At 29.3% G+C, this 22,453-nt stretch carries 12 protein-coding genes; 3 read left to right on the top strand and 9 right to left on the bottom strand.

Annotation, left to right across the window (positions count from 1 at the left end; all coding sequences use genetic code 11):
• Window positions 1-251 precede the first annotated feature (251 nt).
• Together EHF_RS03295 and EHF_RS03290 are read right to left on the bottom strand one after the other, a co-directional pair.
• Complete coding sequence (locus EHF_RS03295) at window positions 252-3,863, bottom strand: glycoside hydrolase/phage tail family protein (protein WP_044195190.1); 3,612 nt, start codon at window positions 3,861-3,863, stop codon at window positions 252-254.
• Between the two features lie 313 nt (window positions 3,864-4,176).
• A complete protein-coding gene (locus EHF_RS03290; protein WP_044195188.1) occupies window positions 4,177-4,992 on the bottom strand; it encodes a DUF2163 domain-containing protein in 816 nt (271 codons plus the stop codon).
• Window positions 4,993-5,785: 793 nt separating this feature from the next.
• Between EHF_RS03290 and EHF_RS03285 the strand changes: the two genes are divergently transcribed.
• Window positions 5,786-8,524: a 2-oxoglutarate dehydrogenase E1 component gene (locus EHF_RS03285; RefSeq protein ID WP_044195184.1), complete on the top strand. Its 2,739-nt coding sequence runs from the start codon at window positions 5,786-5,788 to the stop codon at window positions 8,522-8,524.
• Window positions 8,525-9,191: 667 nt separating this feature from the next.
• Here the strand turns inward: EHF_RS03285 and EHF_RS03280 are convergent.
• From EHF_RS03280 to EHF_RS03265, 4 genes are all read right to left on the bottom strand, one after another.
• Entirely contained in the window at window positions 9,192-10,346 is a 1,155-nt protein-coding gene (locus EHF_RS03280) for a phage major capsid protein (RefSeq protein ID WP_044195182.1), read from the bottom strand.
• Between the two features lie 211 nt (window positions 10,347-10,557).
• Window positions 10,558-11,451, bottom strand: coding sequence for a 4-hydroxy-tetrahydrodipicolinate synthase (gene dapA / locus EHF_RS03275; RefSeq protein WP_044195180.1), 894 nt, complete (start codon window positions 11,449-11,451; stop codon window positions 10,558-10,560).
• A gap of 578 nt (window positions 11,452-12,029) precedes the next feature.
• On the bottom strand, window positions 12,030-12,377 hold the full coding sequence (locus EHF_RS03270) for a histidine triad nucleotide-binding protein (protein WP_044195178.1): 348 nt from the start codon (window positions 12,375-12,377) through the stop codon (window positions 12,030-12,032).
• Entirely contained in the window at window positions 12,367-13,482 is a 1,116-nt protein-coding gene (locus tag EHF_RS03265) for a hypothetical protein (RefSeq protein WP_044195177.1), read from the bottom strand. Before EHF_RS03265 ends, EHF_RS03270 begins: the two co-directional genes overlap by 11 nt.
• A 173-nt stretch (window positions 13,483-13,655) precedes the next feature.
• Here EHF_RS03265 and mutS point away from each other — a divergent pair, with 173 nt between their 5' ends.
• Window positions 13,656-16,070, top strand: coding sequence for a DNA mismatch repair protein MutS (gene mutS, locus EHF_RS03260; protein WP_044195176.1), 2,415 nt, complete (start codon window positions 13,656-13,658; stop codon window positions 16,068-16,070).
• Between the two features lie 349 nt (window positions 16,071-16,419).
• Here the strand turns inward: mutS and EHF_RS04600 are convergent, their stop codons facing one another.
• The 3 genes from EHF_RS04600 to hemB all read right to left on the bottom strand — a co-directional run bounded on the left by EHF_RS04600 (window position 16,420) and on the right by hemB (window position 19,330).
• Window positions 16,420-16,662, bottom strand: a complete 243-nt coding sequence (locus tag EHF_RS04600; protein WP_084475738.1) for a hypothetical protein — start codon at window positions 16,660-16,662, stop codon at window positions 16,420-16,422.
• On the bottom strand, window positions 16,663-18,180 hold the full coding sequence (gene nadE / locus EHF_RS03255; RefSeq protein WP_044195175.1) for an NAD(+) synthase: 1,518 nt from the start codon (window positions 18,178-18,180) through the stop codon (window positions 16,663-16,665).
• A 154-nt stretch (window positions 18,181-18,334) separates the two neighbouring features.
• Window positions 18,335-19,330 carry a porphobilinogen synthase gene (hemB, locus tag EHF_RS03250; RefSeq protein WP_044195174.1) on the bottom strand — a complete coding sequence of 332 codons (996 nt, stop codon included), beginning with the start codon at window positions 19,328-19,330 and terminating at the stop codon, window positions 18,335-18,337.
• Between the two features lie 220 nt (window positions 19,331-19,550).
• On the opposite strand from hemB, the gene EHF_RS03245 reads away from it, so the two are divergent.
• Window positions 19,551-22,298, top strand: coding sequence for a PD-(D/E)XK nuclease family protein (locus tag EHF_RS03245; RefSeq protein ID WP_044195173.1), 2,748 nt, complete (start codon window positions 19,551-19,553; stop codon window positions 22,296-22,298).
• Window positions 22,299-22,453 lie beyond the last annotated feature (155 nt).

Below are 22,453 nucleotides of genomic sequence, written 5' to 3'. Positions count from 1 at the left end.
TTAGCTGTTAGAAATATTATTTTTGTTTATAAATTCAATATTTTTGCCATATTGAAATCTTATTACTCAAAAACATATAAAGATTGCATGCAATGATAAGTATTTTAGATCATGAGATTTTTTTAAGTGGAGTTTTAAGAATAAATATCTATAGGTTTGATAAATTTTAAGTATTTTTTCTTTTATATAAAAGAATAAAATTTGTATAGGTTGTTGTAATGTGAATTATATGTAATGGTGGCTACTGAAATTTATAAAGTAGTTTTGTAAGCTGTGCCCCTACCTATTACACTAGAGTTTTGATATATTATAACATTAATTTTTTCTTGTATTACATTGAAATCTATTTTCTGTTGTTCGGCAGAGTATATGAATGTTCTACTATCATCTTTTACTGTAATTGTACGTGTTACTATATTCTGGTTGTTTAAGATCTCAATATCATAACTTTCGAATTTTTCATCTATAGGTGTGTCAGTATTATCGTTCCATTCTCCGTTGATGCGTGCTCTTCTTGTCCAAGTGATTGTTAGATTATTGTATATATCACGGTTGCCTTTTACATGTATTACAGGTAATGGTTTCAAATTATTTGCATAGTATGTATATGTAAATTGTTTAGTATAAGATATGGATTTTTTAGATATTACCTTGTATATCAAGGATTTATTAATTAGTGATTGGTTAATTTTTAAGGAAGGAAGATTATCTAATAATGTGAAAAATTCTTCTTTCTGATGTTGAGCAATGTATCTTTCTGTTCCAAATCTTCCTCTAAGCAGGTAGCTTAGTTGATATGTATTTTCTCTGATTTGTTTAACATTTTGAAATTGAATTATTTCATTTCCAACTAATGCTAGATTACTATTGTTATTTATAAATAAAGATTCAATTGAATATAATTGTCCTGTTTTTAAAAGAATTGTTATTTTGCTTGCTTGGTCTGGTATAGCTATTGGACCTATATTTAAGCTATTAATAATAATTCCAGTAGTTGCTTCCGTATCTATGGGTAGAACATCTTTGTAGTGCTCATCTCCTTCTTCGTATGAATAAAGAATGCTTTCTTCCCAATTTGTTTTGATTCTAGTGATCGCAAAATATAGTATATTGTCTATATTGTGAATACATGGTAAATCGAAGATATGTACTGGATCTTCTGCATTACCTTTGTCAAAATGACTGTTAAAATTGTTGTTTGGAGTAAAATGTTGAGTAGGAAATGAATTATTATAGATTACTCCTTCTATACTAATTGAAATATTTTGTAGGTAAATATCTGTAATTTTTATCTTGTATAAAGCATCATTATACTGTACTTGAATTATATCACTAATGTTAAGCCAAGCATATTTTATTGGAAGTGTAAGATAGAAATTGTATTTATTATTTGATTTTTTATTTAAGATATTCTCAGCTATAGTTTTTGCTTGGTTGTCGTTTAATACAATTGGAACTTGAATAGTTTGTATTGTTGTGTCTTGGGAATAAGGTATTTTGATACGCTGTGAACTTACGTTGTACTCATGATTTTTGTTAATGTACATAAAGTTGATACTATTAATTAAATTTAATGAGTTTGTTTTGGTAATTTTTTGAGTATTGCTTTTATTATTAGATAGGATGTCATCCGATGGAATGTCATATTGAGCTAGTTGGTTTTCTTCAATAATAGCTAATTTATTATCTTGTTCTACTATCTCAAAATCATATAAGTCTTTTAGTACATTTAATATGGATTTTATAGATTGTCTTTCAGTAATTATATATCCATCTATTGTATTGTGTAGATCTTCTATTTTTATTTGATTATTCTGTAACCCTGTACTTTTTAGTAAATCGTAAATTATATGAGATATTTCAAGTAATGATAGTTTCTCTTGTATCCAATAGCCGATTTGCCAATTTTTTGAATCTTCCCAGATAGTTTTTAATTGAGGAAAATAAGGGTAGGGTCTTATATCCCATCCCCAAAGAAACATTTGTTCTACTATATCAGAATTGTCCCATGTTTTGATAGTGCCATTTATTGCAATTTTTTGTGCACGAAAATCCACATATCCTTTTGAAAATATCGGATTTTTATTGTATTGATAATCTATAGATATACTAGGTTGACTTGTACAGTTATCTATACTTTGAAATCCATATTGGGTAAACCATATCTTTTTTGACTTTGGGATCCAAGAAGTAGTAGTATTGTCTGGATTAATGTGGTGTTGTGTCCACCATTTCTCTATATTTTTCCAAGAATATTGATAATTGTTTTCAATATATGGAATTTTGCCTTGTTTTATTTCTGGGTTAGTATATAGGTAATCATATCCTTCTCCTGAATACCATCCATTGATTATATCTTGTTCTGTGAATCCATCAATAGGTTGGGGAATATCTGTGAGTGGGAAATATGCGTTTATGCCTATTACATCAATATCTTTTGATGACCATAGTGTATCCATATTATAATATCCGTTATGAGAATGATATTCCCTCCAATCTGATGCATATGTTACAATAATGTTATTACCTGGTTGATTTTTTACATAATTTGCTAATTTCATCAGTTCATCTACTGCTGGATAATGGTTATGTTTGTCTTTTATTCTTGTTAACCCAATAAAACTTGTGCCAATTACAAGAGCATCTATTACGTATTTAGTTAAATTATAATAGTGCTTAATAAATGGATTGTATTGCTTATTAAAAAATGTGCTTATGTATTCTATATCCCCAGTGAGATTACCTATCCATGGAGTATCTTGAATGTCCGCTAGGAGCATAGGATATAGTAATACTTTGTAGCCTCGTGTTTTCAATTCATTAATATATCTAACTAAAGATTTATCATTAATAGTTCCTTTGTATACAGTGTTATACCTAGAAATTTGTCTTGCTGCCTCTCTGTTCATTCCTGCTACATACCAATTGTCAGGTATTGTAGTGGCATCAAATTTGAATTCAACAGCTGGATAAATATGGCAATCTTTGATATTTAAACTATCTGTGTACCAATTTACAATAACAGATATCCACTGTATGTTTGGTAGAGTTTCTTGTAATTGATCTAGGGAAATTAAAGCATCTGCTTTTTGATGTTTGCTGTGGTTATTAATTTGTTGTGCTTCTCCATAGGGAATGTATTGCTTGCCAATTTTTTGTTGGGGAACTTTCATTTGTATTTTCGTATCGTACGCGAATTCTCCGGATCCTGGTATAATATGTATACTTTTAATTTTTTGTGTGATGTGTTCTTGATAGTTATGGTTGGTAGGTTGTGCTGTTACTTCGAATGTAAAGTTAGGAATTTTATAATCTGTTAGTAAAAGATCTTCTATTACTATGTATGATAGTCCACGATATGCTGGGATATCACCCATTAGTTTTAGTATTAGTGGATCTGGTTCTTGATCTTCTGTACCTTGATAAAATCTATATGTTAATGTGTTTAAGTCTAATAGTTGTGAGTTAGCCCATATTTTTGAGATTTTTTTAACGTGTCCTGTACATATTGCTATAGCCAAGCTTGTACGGTATGTATATTCTGTAGAATTATGACTTGTAGATTTTTTGTTTGGACTGTTTTTTATAACTATATCTTTGTCTGTAGTGACTTTGAATTCATCTATCCATATTATATTTCCTGCGATGCGCATTGTTCCGTATAATATGGGAATCATTTTTCCATATATAGATGTCTGAATCTTTAAATTATTGATTTTTGGTATGTGTTTAATTTGGATATTGTTGTCTAAAAAATGGTGATGTGTGTTTTGATTTGTTATATTACTTAATTCTGCTGAAAGGAGTTTTTCTATGGATTCTTTTACACTATTAACGATGGTTGATAATATAATTAATGACATAAGTGTAACTCCTATAAAAAGTTCAGAATTGACTAGAGAAAGTGTTGATTAGGTATGTGATATTTTTTAGGAATGTTTGTAATATAAAAGTGAGTACTTATTTAGTGTTATGGATTGATTCATAAAATATTAAGAGGTGTAAAACTATAAGTGATTTAAAGTTATTTTTTGTTATGGCTAACTGTTCTGTATGGTAGTATGAGTGTATTAAGTATTTGATTGTACATATATTTTATATGTATTTTTCAAAATTTCTGTCATGAGAAAATTATTACCACTGTTTTTATAATATCTGTTTAATATTTATTGTTGCTTAAAAATGTATTTCAGGAATATGTGGTTCTCCTCGAAAATTTTTACTGTTATTAAATCTGTTACTGCATGTAGTGAAGCTTTTGTCACAACCAGCAACTATGGAGAATTTGTCATTGATTGAGATTTTGTATGGTGTGGTATTGTATAGTTTTATATACGACTTATTGTGAGATTTAATTTCCAGTGTTAAGTTATTATTTTGTCCTGTAATGAATGTGATTAATCCATATGTGTAGTAGTTGTCAATGTTTATCAAGTTAATACACTCGAATTCTTGGTTGCTTATTACTCTAGTAATACTGTGTATATCAGTAAATGCTTCTTTATTTAGTTTGCACTTATTATCACAGAACTGTGCTCGACATGAAGATGAAAAGAAATCTCCGACATTTTTCGATAAAGTGTTAAATATACTACTGACTTCTGCCGTGAATTTATCATCGATTACGGTAATTTTATTAATACTCCCATAAAATAATGTCGCATTACCTTGAGTGAGATCTGTATAATTTACAAAAAATATTTTTACTTTAGCAAAATCATATAATCCAGATAATATTTCTTCTTCTTTTATTGTGTTACTGTCTATAGTGATGTCTATTTTTGCGCTATTACCAGAAATAGAATTGTATCTTAATGTATCTATATTTAATCCAGGTGTTGTTTCATAAGTTATGTTGTCTATAACTAAGTTTTGATCAAAGTTGGTCAGTCCTATTATTTTTTTATTTTTCAAAGTAATTTGTAAACAGTGTGCAATAGTAAGAACTTCAGATGATAAATGTTGTGTTAAATTAGAACTGATGTTTCTCATATGTTTTGTCTTTAAAAATAATAAAAGAATGCTGTTGTGGAATTAACATTGAATAGTACATAATAAGTATTATGTGGTGTTATTTTAATAATTTAAAAATTATGAAAAATCAGCAAAGAAGCTTTTATATTGGAAAATTAAGCACGTTAAACCAAAACCTGTAAAAAGAAATATAAGCGAATGTGTAATTCTAAAGATGTGAACGCTGATTTGGAACAATAAGAAGTCACTTTCCCTAAATATAGCAGAAGTAAATTGATCTATCAAGCATATTCTAATAATTTAGGATATAAATGAGTTTACTATATGATAATATTTATATCAAATACTTAAATTATTTTTGTAATGTTGCAACATGACTAATTGTAGTTTGCTACAATAAGTATTCTAATGATTTTTTTTAACTTTAAATTATTCTGTATTTAAGCGATAATAAGTATCATGAGTAAGTTTTAGTAAAAATCTCATAATTTTAGAAAATGAGAGGTGTATTGTGTTTATTATTATACAATAGTGTTCTATAACACTGATAAAGGAAATGATAATTCTATTATTGTGAGTAATTTGTAAATTGGAAAAACATTTGTAGTACTGGTTGGAAGTTTAAAATTAATAGTGTGAGGGTTAATGTCTGTAGTACAATAAATAAATATACTGTTGAATTTTATAGTGCCACAGAATTTTGTAGTACTGTATACAGTTGGTAGTTTTTTTATTATCATAAATACTTTTTTAAGTGATATGAACTTTTGTAATAGCTTTAAATTTGTTAAAATTTAAAAATGGTGAAAACATGAAAGATGTAACTTGTTTATTTACTGATAATGTAGATGTTATAGAAGATATTTATAAGCGCTATCAAAAGGATAGTAATTCTGTTTCTTTAGGATGGCGTGATTTTTTTTCGAATAGCTTGCATTCTCCAGAAAGTATTGATGCTGTTAATCAATCAAATAGTGTTAATGTCATTGATAGTCATAATGCTAAAGTTGTGGAATTATTAAATTTTTTTAGGTCTTATGGGCATACTGTTGCTGATTTAGATCCTTTAAAATTACATGTAGCTGATGATTTAGATTATAATAAGTATATTGACTTGAATGATATAAAGCCTTCTTCTACATTTAGTTCTGTTTTGGGATTAAGTAACCCTACTATAGGTGATATAATTAATACTTTAAAATCCATTTATTGTAATAAACTTGGCTATGAGTTTATGCATATTAGGAATCATGAAGAAAGGATGTGGTTACAGAACAAGATTGAGGGTTTTTATAGCAGTACATCAAATGATGACAAGAAGAAAATATTACAGCACCTGATGGAAGTGGAGTGTTTTGAGCAGTTTCTACATACTAAATATCCAGGATACAAAAGATTTTCTATAGAAGGTGGAGATTCTTTAGTTATTGCTATAGAGAAAATAATTGATTTATCAACTGTGTTTAATTTTCGTGAAATAGTTATTGGTATGTCTCATCGTGGTAGATTAAGCGTATTAACAAAAGTCATGAAGAAGCCATATAAAGCTATGATATATGAATTTAAAGGGGGAACTGCATATCCAAAAGATGTAGATGTTTCTGGTGATGTTAAATATCATTTAGGTTATTCTTCTGATCGTCAATTATCTCCTGATAAAGCTGTACATTTGTCTTTATGTCCTAATCCTTCCCACTTAGAATCTGTTGATCCAGTTGTTATGGGAAAAATTAGAGCAAAACAAGATGTATTAAAAGAGTGTGATAAATCTTCTATACTTGGGGTATTAGTACATGGAGATGCTTCTGTTATTGGTCAAGGTGTTGTTGCAGAGACATTAACTTTGAGTGATTTGGGAGGATATAAAGTTCGTGGGGTAATTCATATAATAGTCAATAATCAAATAGGGTTCACAACAGATCTGAAAGATTCTAGATCTTCTTTTTATTGTTCAGATATAACAAAATCAATAGATGCTCCAGTTTTTCATGTAAATGGGGACTCTCCTGAGGATGTATTAACAGCTATTAATTTAGCTGTAGAGTATAGGCAAAAGTTTAATAAAGATGTGGTAATTGATATAGTATGCTATCGCCGTTATGGACATAATGAAGGGGATGAGCCTTTATTTACTCAACCTATCATGTATGATCGTATTATGAAGCATAAGACTCCTATGAAGCTTTATAAAGAGCAATTAATCAATGAAAATGTCATTACAGAGGAAGAATTCAAAATTTTGCAAGCTAGATTTAATAATGTGCTTAATGAAGAATTTGTGCAGTCAGAAAGTTATGTTCCTGATCAAGCTGATTGGTTAAAAGGAAATTGGGCCAATTTCAGAAGACCTATTCCTGGTAATTTTGCAGATTATTTATCTGATACAGGGGTAGATGAACAAGAATTATTAAAATTAGCTCATGCTTTGGTGGATATTCCTAAAGAGTTTAATGGTAATAAAAAAATATTGAGGATATTATCGACACGTTTTGATATGGTGTCTTCTGGTAAAGATATTGATTGGGCGACTGGTGAAGCTTTAGCTTTTGCATCTTTATTATCAGAAAATGTTAAAGTAAGGTTATCTGGTCAAGATTGTGGTAGAGGTACATTCTCACATAGACATGCAGTATTAATAGATCAAATGACAGGAAATTCTTATGTTCCTTTAAATAATTTAGGTGTACCACAGGCAAATTTTGAAGTGATTAATAGTCCGTTATCAGAATATGCAGTTATGGGATTTGAATATGGGTATAGTACTGATTCTCCATCAACTTTAGTTATCTGGGAAGGTCAGTTTGGTGATTTTGCAAATGGTGCACAGATTATAATTGATCAATTTATTTCTTCTGCGGAAACTAAATGGTTACGCTGTAGTGGGTTAGTGTTATTACTCCCTCATGGATATGAAGGTCAAGGACCAGAGCACAGTTCAGCGAGAATAGAAAGATATTTACAGTTATGTGCGGAAGATAATATGCAAGTTGTAAATTGTACAACTCCTGCAAATTATTTTCATGTATTACGTAGGCAAATATGCAGGGATTTTCGTAAGCCTCTTGTTGTGTTTACTCCTAAGTCTTTATTACGTCATAAGATGGCAGTATCTAAATTATCTGATTTTACTGGATCTTTTGTTCCTGTGATTGGTGAAGTATCTTCATTATGTAGTAGTGATAAGATCCGCAAAGTTATAATATGTAGTGGTAAAGTGTATTTTGATATTATTGAGGCTCGAGACCAACGAAAAATAGATGATATAGCAGTAATACGCTTAGAACAGTACTATCCTTTTCCAGAGAAGCAATTAGCAAATGAGTTAAAAAATTATCAAAATGCAGAGGTAGTTTGGTGTCAAGAAGAGCCAATGAATATGGGAGCGTGGGTGTTTGTTCGTAATTATATTGAAAAAGTTTTAATGATAATTAATGTAAAGTCTAAGCAAGCAGTATGTATTTCTCGTCTTGCTTCTGCTTCTACTGCAGTTGGATATACAAGTATACATAATAAAGAACAGAATGATATCTTATTGCGTGTATTGAGTTAGCATGTAATTAAAATATAAAGTTATACCAAAAATTATATTGCATGCAAATCATACTTAATATGAGTCATAATACAGGAATCTCTTTAGTTAGGGAGTGTGTAGGTTTTCCTGTAATTAAGGACAATGTATTGTAAAACGGTGTAGTACTGAAGTTATTAAGATAGATGATATATTAAGTGCAGGGATTTCAGGATATACTAGATTATTTATGTAATATAGGACATTAGGTTATTGTTAATCAGTTGAAGTATAGATAGAAGTTGTCTTTGATAATATAGTAGTGATGGAAACAATCCTGTATATTGTTAGTTTTGTTATAATAGATAACATAATGTGTGAGAAAGTGTGGTATTAAGGTTATTATAATAAATAAAATTATATATAGGAATTTTAGTGTGTACTACTACTGTTATTATGCATATATACCATACCATAATACTAAAGGGTTATTGTTCATACATTTGAAAGTGAATATTTAAATTCAAATGATATGTTCGCGTATAAATCTACATTATGTATTCTGTTATGGCATAAATATAATATGTTACATGCTTCCATTATTAATTGTAGAACTTTAGAAGTGTTATATGCTTTTGTATTTTATATATGAATAAGATGATAGTGAGATAACATTTTCTATAAGATAAGCACTATATTTTTGTTGATTTTATTGTTTAATTGTTAAGTATCTTATAGCATTTTTGTTAATAACTGCTCCTCCTAGTCGTTTTGTTGTGTAAAACTTAACAAAGGGTTTGCTCGTAAAAGGATCTCTTAATGTTTTTATGGAACGATTTTCTACTATTTTATATGCACTTTTAAAGTCTGCAAGTGCTATGATTGGTAGTGTTTCATTACCTAATTGAGGCATATCAGATGTTTGATATACTGGTAGTCCCATTAGTGTATCAGGACTTCCTGAAGTTAACCCTGGATGCCAGATGTATTGTCCAGATGCTAATTTTAAAGATCTAATTTCTTGTAGTACACTTCTGTGCATTATAAATGCTGCTTTTCTGGAAAAATATTCATCAAATGAATAATAAAGTTTGATGATTGTATCACTACTTAATGTTGGGGCTGTTATTAGGTTATTTTCTGTGCTTGAAGCGTATGTTAATATTCCGTATGGTTTATTGTTTCCATCGCCAGATATAAAAGCGGTGTTTTCTGCTCTGCTAAAGTCATCAACTAGGTGATTAATTAACCAGCCAGCTACATCTATAGTAGAGTCTTCCAATAATTTTTTTGTAATTTTTGGTTGAGCATATAATTCGTGCAAATTAATGGCAATTTTATCAATTTTTGGTGATTCTGTGTCTTCTACATTATTGTTTGTTCTCCAGTTTACAGACCTTTCATTGTTGTCTGTAATGAAGCAGTCTAAACTATCACCTGATATTTTCTCTATAGAACATAGTTGGCGCATTACTGAGTTCTTGTTTAGATTTTTTTCTATATAAGATGATATGTTATGTGGTATAAAATATGATTCATCTAAAGGCTGTATTGCAGTACTTTGATCTGTAATGTTATTGCCTTTACACAAATATTGTGTAAATATTTTGTAGTTATGATCTTCATTGTAGCGTTTGTTATCATAAGTAATAGGGCGTTGTAATGATATTTCCAATTGATCTAATCTTTCGTTTTGTATTTCAAGCATATTTTCTGTTTTTTCTAATTTTTCTAATATAGATGGATATGTAGAACTTTTTCTTCTGATGTCTGATAACTTTTTTTCATTTAGAGTCTTAAATTCTTCCCATGAAGATGTAAGATTACTTAAGGATTCTTGGATTGCTGGCATTGATGTTGGCATAGTTGCTCCATTTAGTGTTAATTTTGATTGTATAAATATAGATCACAGCGTGGAAAAGATACTGATAATAGGAAATTTTTGGAAGAGCTGTGGAACTTATATTAAGTATATTCCACTGCGGTATACTATGTCAAGCATATTAGGTAACATAGGACACAATACACTACTACTTGATTATGTGATTAACTTAAGTTAATAGACGTAAACAATTTTAAATTAATTTTAACTCTTCTAATGTTTTTTTAACCTTTAATTTATTCTCTTGAGTTAGCTCTACTAATGGTAATCTTACTATTGGAGATATGTTTTTAATTAGACTAATTGCGTACTTTGCTGGTGAAGGACTTGATTGACAAAACAGTACCTTAGCTAATTTAAATACTGATAAATTTGCATGCATAGCTTCTTTTATGTTATTAGCAAAAAATGCATTATGCATATCAGAATATATTTTAGGTATTACATTTGAAACAACGGAAATAGAACCAGCAGCACTACCACTTTGAGCATAAAACCCTAAGCATGTAAAATCATCACCTGTAAATAAAGCTATTTCTTTATCTATTAGTAATTTTAAATTGAGAGGTCTGCTTAAATCTCCGGTTGCATCTTTGATGCCTATGATTCTAGGCAAGGATAAAATCCGTGCAAGTAATTCATCACTTGCATCAACGGCAGCCCTTTTAGGTATATTATATGCAATAATTGGGATATTAGTTGCGTCATGTATTGCCTTAAAATGTTGATATATTCCTTCATCACTCGGTCTACTATAATACGGCACAACCACTAGAGCTGCATCTACGTTTTTAGACTGAACATATAATGTGCGTCTAATAGCTTCCTGCGTAGAATTTGATCCTGACCCAGCTATTATTGGAACACGTTTATTTGTAGTTCTAACACATAACTCAATTATTCTGCAGTATTCCTCAAAGCTTAAGGTAGTATATTCTCCAGTACTGCCACATGGGACTAAACCATGAATATTATTGTTGATTTGGTATTCAACTAAGTCACAAAATGCATCTTCATCTATAGAGAAGTCATTCTTAAATGGTGTAACCAGTGCTGTAAAAACGCCAGTTAGTTCTACTTTAGACATATAAAGCAACTCAAGTACTGTAGTAATAAATTTAATGTAGCTATTGAGCATTTTATTGTCAAATGAATTTTATAATGTTAAATGTAAAATGAGTTAAATAATTGTATGTTTGTGTAAATCTATTTTTGATTGAAACAACATATATGTCAGTTAGTTAGTTGGATAAGAATTTGCAGTAAGTTTATATATACATGTTATATTTTATTGATACAAAAAATACTAACATATCAAAGTTATTATCTTCAGTGTCAGATAGTAAAAACCAATATACTCTTTTAATTACACAACATTAGATTCGGTATTTGCACTACTTATCAACCAAAACTGTTCTACAGAGGATGTAATAAAAAAAGGATATAATATTCAAGATGTTAATCACATAGTACACTTAATCCAAAAAATCTCAATTTAAAAATGATGATGGTTGTACCTTTGTTTACGTATGTACATGAAAATATGGAAAATTTCTTGTTTCCAGGATTTGTAATGGTTCTATTATGTGTTATCAGGATATTGGACAGTAATGAAACTTGTGAATTATTATGCACTCCACATATAGTAAGGTAGATATATAATGATTATAGTTGTTTTTCACCTAAAATATGTACATGAAAGTGTGGAACAACCTGTCCTCCGTGCTTTCCATGATTTGTAATAATTCTATATCCAGTTTTATGTAATTGGAACTCGTGAGTAATCTTTTTCACGATAGAAAAAAAGTGTCTAATGTCTGCTGAGGAGTCACTAAAATCGTCAAATGATGTATATTCACCTTTTGGAATAACTAAAATATGTATGGGGGCTTGAGGATATATGTCGTGGAATGCCAATACAAACTCATCTTCATATACTACGTTACATGGAAGTTCTTTTCTTAAAATCTTTGCAAAAACATTATTGTTATCATAAGAATTATTATCTTGCATGTGCTTTTCCTGGATTAGAATTGGTTAATTGCCTGTTCGTTTTACTTGAACTGTTTTCTATTTGATCTTCACTTAAACCTTGTGATAAATTTTCTGCTATTTCTGCAACTTCTTGCCTTGTAGTAGCGGATATAGGCTGTGTAGGCATTTTTTCAGGTTTTTGTTGCATTAGTATCTGACTTTGCAACTGTTGTAACATCTGTGAATTCTGTAGAGGATGTTTGGGATAAGGCATATCCTTAGGGTTTGTAAGTGAGAAATCTCTACTTGATATATCAAGCTTGGTAGTTTGTGAGGCTTTATGATTTTGTTCTTGATCTGATGATACTATATCGTTGTCTTGTTCTTGGTTTGCTGATAATACATCTTGTCTTTGATTAATGGGCGAACTTTCTGTGCTGTCAGTATTATGGTTGGTTTTTTTATCTTGAATGTCGGCTGAACTCATTTTTGGGTCGGTACATGACTTGTATAACCGTTTAGAGAAAGTTTGCACTAATTTGCTATCATGTATATCCAGGCTTTGTAGGACGAATGCTACATCTTTTTCTATCAGTTCTATTGATTTTCCAGAAACATCTAGTTCTATAGTTACCCCTTGTTTATATCTACCTGGGGTAGAATCTACTATAACCTTTCCTCCTGATTTGCTAAGCTGATTATCAAGTGCTTTTAGTTGTTCGAAATACTGACCTGCAGTTTTGCTCTTAACTAATTCTTTAGCTGCTGATAGAGGAGTAATAAGTGATGTTAAGGTACCTTTTTGGGTTTCTTCAACATTTCCTTGTTTATCTTGTTCTTGCCATGCTGCAAATTTTTGTATAGCTTGATATGGTAACTTGTAGGATGGTATCTTCATGGCTACTTCAGTTTCATGGCCGGCTGTTCTTGTACTTCCTGGTAGCTCTACCCCCAATTTATAGGTTCGATTATGCATTTTTAAGTCGAAATTTTTTTCGGCAGGTGTTTGTTGATTTGGGATAATGCTTTTTATAATACCTCCAAGGTATTTACCTACACTTTCTTGGTGAGGTAATTTACTGGTAGTGGGTGTTATAGCTGCTTTTATAAAAACATCTGCACCTTTCTTTAAGAAAGTAAGCATTTGAATACCATAATTAAATATTAGATCAGGCTACATGTTTATTAATTATAAAATATAATTAGTAATATGTCATTATATATTATTAAAATATTTATTATTCACTTTAGTCATTATCTTTTTTCTAGTTACTGGATATAATATACTGTAAGATAAAGATTAACAATAGGTAAAAAGTGAGTCATGATAGCAAGATAACTCCTATAATGCAGCAATACATGATGTTGAAGAATCAGTATAAGGAATATTTATTATTTTATAGATTAGGTGATTTTTATGAGTTATTTTTTGATGATGCAATAGAAGCATCTAAGACATTGAACATTGTGTTAACTAAGAAAGGGAGTGTACCTATGTGTGGAGTCCCTTTTCATAGTAGTGAATCTTATTTAAATAAATTGGTAAAATTGGGTTATAAAATAGCAATTTGTGAGCAATTGGAAACGCCAGAGGAAGCTAAGAAAAGAGGGTATAAGGCTTTAGTAAAACGTGATGTTGTAAGAATAGTTACTCCAGGTACTATATTAGAAGATTCTTTGCTTGAAGCGAAAGAGAATAATTATTTGTCTTGTTTAGTTAATATTGATAATAATTATGCTATTGCGTGGTTAGAGTTATCCACTGGTTTATTTTATTATCATGTAACAGAGCTACATAAGCTTGATAGTGATTTATTTAGAATTAATCCTAAGGAAATTTTAATTTCTGATAAGTTAGTGGAGTTAGATTTTATATACTCTATTTTAAAAAAATATAAATTTTCTGTGACTCAGTATTCAAGTAGCTTTTTTGATGTTAGTAGATCTTATAATACTTTATGTAGTGTTTATGGAATATCTACTTTAAAAGGATTGGGTGATTTAAAAAATGAAGAAATAGCTGTATGTGGCTCCTTACTGGAATATGTTAAGGCTACACAAAAAGGGAATCTACCTAAATTGGAATTTCCAAAAGCTTATTTAAAGCATGATTTTATGTTTATAGATGCTGCAGCATTAAGAAATCTTGAGTTATTTTATACGCAATCTGGGGATTTAGAAGGATCCTTAATTTCTTCTATAGACTATACTGTAACAGCATGTGGTGGCAGATTGTTAAAACGATGTTTATCAGCCCCTTTAGCATGCTCTTGTGCAATAAATCGTAGATTAGATATAGTTGAATTTTTTGTGAATAATAGAGCATTATGTAGAGATATTAGGGAGACATTACGAGGTGTTGCAGATATAGAACGTATTTTAACAAGAATTAAGGTTGGTAAGTGTTCACCTAAGGATTTATATGCCTTAAAATTAACTTTAGATAAGACTGTTGTATTATTAAATTTATTGCATAAATTTGACTCTAGTATTGTAAGTGATTTCTGTGTAGGATTAGGGAAATATGATGATTTGTGTAAGACTCTTGATAATGTGTTGATACCAAATAGTGTTAATAATGTTAAAGATGGAGGATTTATTAATCCTGATTACGATGCACAGTTGTCAGAGTATATATATATTCAAAGTTATAGTAATGATTTAATTCAAAAATTACGAGATAAATATCGTAGTATTACTAACATTCAGAATTTGAAAATATTGTATAATAACATTTTAGGATATTATGTTGAAATTTCTTCAAACTATTTAATTAGCGATAAAGATTTTATTCATAGACAGACTTTAGCTAATAGTATTAGATATACAACAAGTGAATTGAAAGCATTGGAAAGCAAAATAATTTCTGCCAGAGATGCAGCAATTAATTTAGAAGTAAAAATTTTTGGTCAGTTATGTACGTGTATTGTTGAAGATGCAGGTAAAATAGCTATGACTGCACATGTTATTGCTGAGATTGATATGTTGACTTCCTTTGCTGAATTAGCAATACAATATTCTTATACTAAACCTATAGTTGATGATAGTTATGAGTTTAATATTCAAAAGGGTAGGCACCCTGTAGTTGAGCGTAACGGTAAGTTTGTAGCTAATGATATTGATCTTTCATCAATACAAAGAGTACATTTAATAACTGGGCCTAATATGGCTGGTAAAAGTACTTTCTTAAGACAGAACGCGTTAATAGGTATTTTAGCTCATATTGGGTCATTTGTTCCTGCTCAGCATGCTCATATAGGAGTTATTGATAAAGTATTTAGTAGGGTGGGAGCTTCTGACAATATTGCATCTGGACATTCTACATTTATGGTGGAAATGACAGAAACTGCTGCAATAATTAACCAAGCTACAGATAAGTCTTTTGTAATACTTGATGAAATTGGTAGAGGGACAGGAACATATGATGGATTGTCAATTGCATGGTCAGTTATTGAGCAAATTCATAATGTTAATAAAAGTAGAGCAGTTTTTGCAACTCATTATCATGAATTGTCAAGGTTAGAAGGGTATTTAGAGAATATAAAGTGTTTTTGTATGAAAGTAGAAGAATGGAATGGAAAAGTAGTGTTCTTACATGAAATTATACCTGGATCAACTGATAAATCTTATGGAATACATGTTGCAAAGTTAGCAGGATTTCCACAATCAGTTTTAGACAGAGCAGAAAACTTGATGAACAAGTTAAAGGAAAATGAAGATTTGTTAACTTAGTTATTTTGTAATACAGTTTTTCCATTAGTTTAGTAATATTTTTTTATAAATATTAGACTAATTAGCTATTGTATTAGTTATGGTACTAGTAAGTAGATTAGTGGGAATAAATTATTTTTTAATTGTATAGTTATAAAGAATTATATGGAAAATCTGTAATATTGATATTTGTGAATATTAAATAATAAAAGACAGTTTGTTGAATGGGAAGGGGTAGCATTTTAGGGTATTTCTTGTATATTATAACAAAAAAGTTTGTGTTACATTGTATAAGGTAGTTTATAAAATTAGTTTTTACTGTCTAGTATTAAAAGATAATAGCTTTAATAAGTTAGCGTTTTCATATCAATTAATTAATGAGTAGTCCAGTAGAAGCTTGCTCTCTTTTAAACTGAGATTTTTGGATTAAGTGTACTATGTGATTAACATCTTGAATATTATATCCTTTTTTTATTACGTCTTCTGTAGAGTAGTTTTGGTCGATAAGTAATGTAAGTACTGAATCTAATGTTGTGTAATTAAAGAATATGTTGGTTTTTGCTGTTTGACACTGAAGATAATAGCTTTGATATGTTAGTATTTTTTGTATCAATTAATTAATTAGTGGTCCAGTAGAAGCTTGCTCTCTTTTAAACTGAGATTTTTGGATTAAGTGTACTATGTGATTAACATCCTGAATATTATATCCTTTTTTTATTACGTCCTCTGTAGAATAGTTTTGGTCGATAAGTAATGTAAGTACTGAATCTAATGTTGTGTAGTCAGGTAAAGTATCTTGATCTTTTTGATTATAGCGTAGTTCAGCGGATGGATGTTTTTCTATAATTTGAGAAGGGATAACATCAATTTTCTGACATAAACTGTTTACTGGTATATTTTTGTTTCTCCATCTACTGAGCTCATATACTTTAGTTTTATATATGTCTTTTATTGGGGCAAATCCTCCACACATATCTCCATATAATGTTGCATAACCAACAAATAATTCTGATTTGTTACCTGTTGATAATAACATAAACTTAAACTTATTGCTGAATGCCATTAATATAGTACCTCTAATCCTAGCTTGTAAATTTTCTTCTGTAATATCTTCTTCAGTGTTTATAAAAGTATTGTGTAAGGTTGCGAGTGAAGTTTGAAATATTTTCTCTATCGATAATATATTATAAGAAATTCCTAATCTCATAGCACATTCTTTAGAATCAGTAATACTCATTTGAGATGTATATTTTGTTGGTAACATAAGCGAATGTACATTATTAGGGCCAAGAGCATCTGCTGCAATTGAAGCTACAAGTGCAGAGTCTATACCTCCGGATAGTCCCATAATTACACTGGTCATAGAATTTTTATGTATATAATCCCTTAATGCTAACATTAGTGCTTGATAATCTGATTCAATGTTATTGTGTATTATGTTAGGATTAGTTTGTTTTGCTAAGTCTATTTTACAAAGCTTGCTATCTTCTTTCCACATATTTAAGAAATGATATTTGCTATTGAAAGTAAAAAAAGATTTTCCGTGAAAGACTAAATTGTCATATCCTCCTATTTGGTTAATATATACTGCGTATTTATTAAGTGTTAATCTTAAAATTAGATTATCTCTTGAATTTGTATTTTGTGTGTATTGGGTACTGTCCATAATTAGCAATAGTGTATCATTATTATAGACAGGTAATTTGGGTGTTCTTGATATAAGGAGTAATATTATGTTTATATTATCAATTGTAAATGTTACTGAGATATCAGAAGACTGAGAACCTGCTGGGAATTCTATTAATTCTGTGGTCTTTCCATTTTTTATTAGATAAATTGTTTCAAATATTACATTATCTTTCTCTTTAATGCTGCCAATAATTATTGCTGTATTCTTATTATTGGTTTGTAGCGCTAATTTATTTATTGCATTGGTACACTGATTGAAGAAATTTTTATATAAGGTTGAAATTTTTTGTATATATCCTGATACTGCATATCTTGAAAATATGACTATATCAGCTGCTTGATCTACTGATTCTTGATATGATTTTGTAATCTTATCGTAATTGTGATCAATATTTTCAGGATTATAATTTAGTTGAGAGATAAAGATTGATGGTTGATACATGGTATTTTGTTTTTTAGCTTATTACTATATTTATCACATTAACTCTATATAAGCCATCATACATTTCTATCCTATTTATCTATAAGCAGTGAATATCTAATTCTTATGGACTATAGCATGCTAAACAATGATGTTTTAGTAGAATTGTATACTGTTACATCCTGTTTTCTATGAGCATGGTAGCTACATCTATTGCAGCATAAGTAATTATACTTTTTGCACCTGCGCGTTTAAATCCTAATAGAGATTCATAGATAGCTAAGTCATAATCTAATAAGTGGTTTTGTGATGCAGCTTTAATCATTGCATATTCCCCACTGACTTGATATGCAAATACTGGTATCTTATATCTGCTACTAATGCACTTAATTACATCCAGATATGGCATTCCTGGTTTTATCATTACAATATCTGCACTTTCGTCAATATCCATTTGTACCTCAAGTATTGCTTCATTTATGTTTGCAATATCTAGTTGGTATGTGCTTTTATCTATTGTTTCAGGTCTTGAGCGAGATCCTACAACTTCGCGAAATGGTTTGTAAAAGCTAGAACAATATTTTACAGAATAAGATAATATGCATACATTCTGGAAGTTACAATTGTCTAAAGAATTTCTTATTCTTTTAATTCTTCCATCCATCATATCTGATGGAGCTACAATATCGCAACCCGCTGCTGCTAATACTAAAGCTTGCTTATGTAAAACTTCTAAAGTTGAGTCATTGTCAACTTGCTCATTTACTATAATTCCGTCATGTCCTGAAATTGTGTAAGGATCTAATGCAACATCAGCTATTATGCCAATTGTTGGGATATGTTTTTTGATTTCTCTTATTGCTCTGCATACCAGATTGTCAGGATTGAATGCTTCTTCTGCATTTTCAGATTTTAAGTGATTTTCCACTACAGGAAACAATGCTACAGCATTTATTCCTAGGCTTGCAGCTTGCTCTACTATTTTTAACAATTCAGAGATAGGATATCTTTTTATGTCAGGTAATTGTTTTACAGGTTCTGATATTTCATTACGATCATGTACAAATAGTGGTAGTATTAGGTCATTTGTAGATAAACTGGTCTCTCTTACTAAATTACGTAACCATCCATTCAAACGTTTGCGTCTTAATCTAGTGCTAGGAAATTGCATGTTATTAACTTGTCATATTCATGTGTATATTGTTTATTGTTTTGCTAGTAAGTATCAACTTATTTTTTTTATTAGGTAGTATATTTATTAATTTTTGTAATATTTTCAAGAAGGCTATAACTATAAATATTGTAAAAACTAATTTAATTTGTTAAGTCTACTGTTAAGTATATATTATGTTTTTGATTATTTTTATAATTTTTTAGTCTAATATAATCTAATGGGAAAGATTTTTTCAGTTCATTGTTCAGAATCATTTTTAGCTGTAGTAGCAAAATTTGCATTTGATATCTTTAATGATAGTTCTAGAACTTCTTCTAATATGATAATTGTAGTGCCAAACCAAGAAGATGTTAGGTTGCTATGTGATGAATTGAAACTTCACTTTCATGCTAATATTCCTGCTCAAGTAAGAATTATATCGTTATCAAATATAGATCAAGATTTACTAGCGAATGAACACAGTTCTGTCAGGATTATGACTCCAACAAGGAAACTTTTATTATTAGTAGAATTTATAAAGTTATGGAATTCTGAAAATAATGATAATTATCCACTATCTTTAAGTTATGAGTTGTCTTCATTATTGAATGAAATGCATGTGCATTGTATTCCGCTATCTAATTTAGAGTATCTATTTGATTGTGATTTACCAGTACATTGTCAAAAAGCTGCTAAACTTCTTGCTGAATTATCTAAAAAATGGAGAGAAATTTTAAACAAAGAAAAAGTACTAGATATATTGGAACATAGAAGTTTATATGTAAATGATTTATTAAAATATTTACAAGATGAAGCATTAAATTGCACTATAATTTTTGCTGGTATGACGTTTGATAATTTTTTTGTTAACTTTATTCAGGCTCTATATAAATTGCCTAATAGTACAATAATATTCCCGTATATAGATATAAGTATTGATGATGAGAATTGGCAGTTATTGGAAGAATGTCATTATCAGTATTATGTAAAGAATTTATTAGATGTTTTAAAAGTTAATAGAAATGATATCATTTTTTTAGGGCAGCCAAATCATTTGGTATTTGTAAGTAGTGTGTTTAATTTTAATTTATTTTTAGAAAAGTATCATCAAAATGAAATCCAAAATTATAATGATTATGATCGTGTTAAATTGATTACTTGTGTTTCAGATGAAGAGGAAGCTCAAGTTGTATCTATGCTTATAAAAGAAAATGCTTGCAGCGATCTTATTGTATTTACAAATAATTTGCTGTTGACTAAAAGAATAAATTCTATTGTAAGTTCAGAAAAGTTATTAGACCAGTCTAATATTGATTATCTTATATTGTCTTTTATATTGCATATATTAGAAGTTGTAATGAGTAAATGGAATCCTATCCCATTATTATCATTACTTAAACACCCTTTTGTGACTTTGGGATATGCTAAGGAGGATTATGACGTTTTGATATCAGATTTTGAACTAAAAGTTGTCAGGTCTTATTCTTGTCATGATTTTTTTAGCATAGAAAATAATATAAAAGAAAAAGTGCCAGATTTGTTATGTTTTTGGGAAAAGATAACAAGTGTTATACTGCCTTTAGTTAAAGTGAAACATGATATTATGTCTTCTATAGTAGAAGCTCATATTGTATGCATACAGAATTTATTGAAAGGTAATATTATAATTGATCTTAATGATTATAGTAAGATTGAAGAATTTTTTGATAATTTTCGAAACTCATGTAATGGTATAAAAATATATGGTATGGATGTATATTATGAGATTTTAGTATCAGTTTTGAATAGTACTTTCTTTGCAGAAAATTATAAATTATCTAATGTTAACTTATCTAAGAAAGAAGTAGTTATTTTTGCTGGGTTTAATGAAGTGAATTATGACGTTAATTCATGTGGGACATTATTAAACAAGTCGATACGTGCTAAATTAGGGTTGCCTTCCATTCAAAAGGAAAAAGGTTATGTTGCTTATTTGTTACATAGCTTTTTTTATGCAGATAAAATTTATATCACACAGTCTTTGAAAAGCTTTGGGAAAATAAATGAAGAATCTATTTGGATTAGACGGTTGAAGGTTTTAGCAAGACTTTATGATATAGAAAGTTTAAAGGGTGGTATTTATTCGAAGATCCAAGATAGATTTTTGTATAGTGATGTTAAAAATTTAGCGCATTTAAGACCTCAACCTAACCCAGAGATCAGTCAAAGGTTGGTTGCATTTAATATTTTGTCTACTACTTCTTTAGAAACTTTGATAAAGAATCCTTATGTATTTTATCTGAGTAATATTTTGAATGTTTTGCCATGTAAAGATATTAATGAAAGATTTTCTATGCGTGATTTTGGGATCATTGTACATAATATTTTTTATAAATATTTGTTAAGCAATAGTAATCAACATAGTAGATATGAAGATTTAATAAAAATTGCCACATCGGAGTTCTTGGATAAGTACAAAGATTTTCCTCAAGTTGAAACTATTTTATGGCCTAAATTTCAGAAGATGGCCGAGCAGTTTTTTGAAATCAATTTAGAAAGGGGCCATGATATTAATGAAGTTATCACAGAACATTTTTTTTCTTGGGAGATCTGTAGTAATGTAAAAGTGGTATCTAGGTGTGATAGAGTAGAATGTTTAAAAGACGGTAGTGTCATAGTTATTGATTATAAGACTGGTACAATTCCTTCGCAGTCAGATATTAATTATGGAGCTGCTTTACAAATGATAATACAAGCATTAACGGTGAAACAGAGTTTAAAAAAAGATATTTCAGGTTTAATGTATTGGAAGATAAATTCAGAAGATATTAAAATAATCCCTGTAGATAATTATATTGAATTGATGGAGAAATTGGAAGTTGCTTTAAAACAGCTAATTTTGGATTATGTAACGTTTATGAAGCCATTTACTGCATCTTACGATATGTCTAGGTATACTAATTATGATCTTGTAACTCGTATAAAAGAGTGGGGATATTTGATATAATTGTTAATTTATTATTTTATATTAGCTGTAAAGTTATATGAAGTACTGGATTTGAACGAGTGTTAAAATTGTCGAGATTTTTAAGATTATATCTATGTATTATACTTTACTAAATGTAATATTTATGTTAGCCACAAAAGTTTTTTTGAATGTTT

Source organism: Ehrlichia japonica (assembly GCF_000632845.1).
GTDB lineage: Bacteria > Pseudomonadota > Alphaproteobacteria > Rickettsiales > Anaplasmataceae > Ehrlichia > Ehrlichia japonica.
This window is presented reverse-complemented; position numbering and strand designations above follow the sequence as displayed.

Coding starts and splice junctions, on each gene's coding strand:
- EHF_RS03245 (WP_044195173.1), top strand. CDS start 19,551: ATGGGAAAGATTTTTTCAGTTCATTGTTCAGAATCATTTTTAGCTGTA.
- EHF_RS03270 (WP_044195178.1), bottom strand. CDS start 12,377: ATGCAAGATAATAATTCTTATGATAACAATAATGTTTTTGCAAAGATT.
- EHF_RS03290 (WP_044195188.1), bottom strand. CDS start 4,992: ATGAGAAACATCAGTTCTAATTTAACACAACATTTATCATCTGAAGTT.
- hemB (WP_044195174.1), bottom strand. CDS start 19,330: ATGCAATTTCCTAGCACTAGATTAAGACGCAAACGTTTGAATGGATGG.
- EHF_RS03280 (WP_044195182.1), bottom strand. CDS start 10,346: ATGCCAACATCAATGCCAGCAATCCAAGAATCCTTAAGTAATCTTACA.
- EHF_RS03265 (WP_044195177.1), bottom strand. CDS start 13,482: ATGCTTACTTTCTTAAAGAAAGGTGCAGATGTTTTTATAAAAGCAGCT.
- nadE (WP_044195175.1), bottom strand. CDS start 18,180: ATGTATCAACCATCAATCTTTATCTCTCAACTAAATTATAATCCTGAA.
- dapA (WP_044195180.1), bottom strand. CDS start 11,451: ATGTCTAAAGTAGAACTAACTGGCGTTTTTACAGCACTGGTTACACCA.
- EHF_RS03295 (WP_044195190.1), bottom strand. CDS start 3,863: ATGTCATTAATTATATTATCAACCATCGTTAATAGTGTAAAAGAATCC.
- EHF_RS03285 (WP_044195184.1), top strand. CDS start 5,786: ATGAAAGATGTAACTTGTTTATTTACTGATAATGTAGATGTTATAGAA.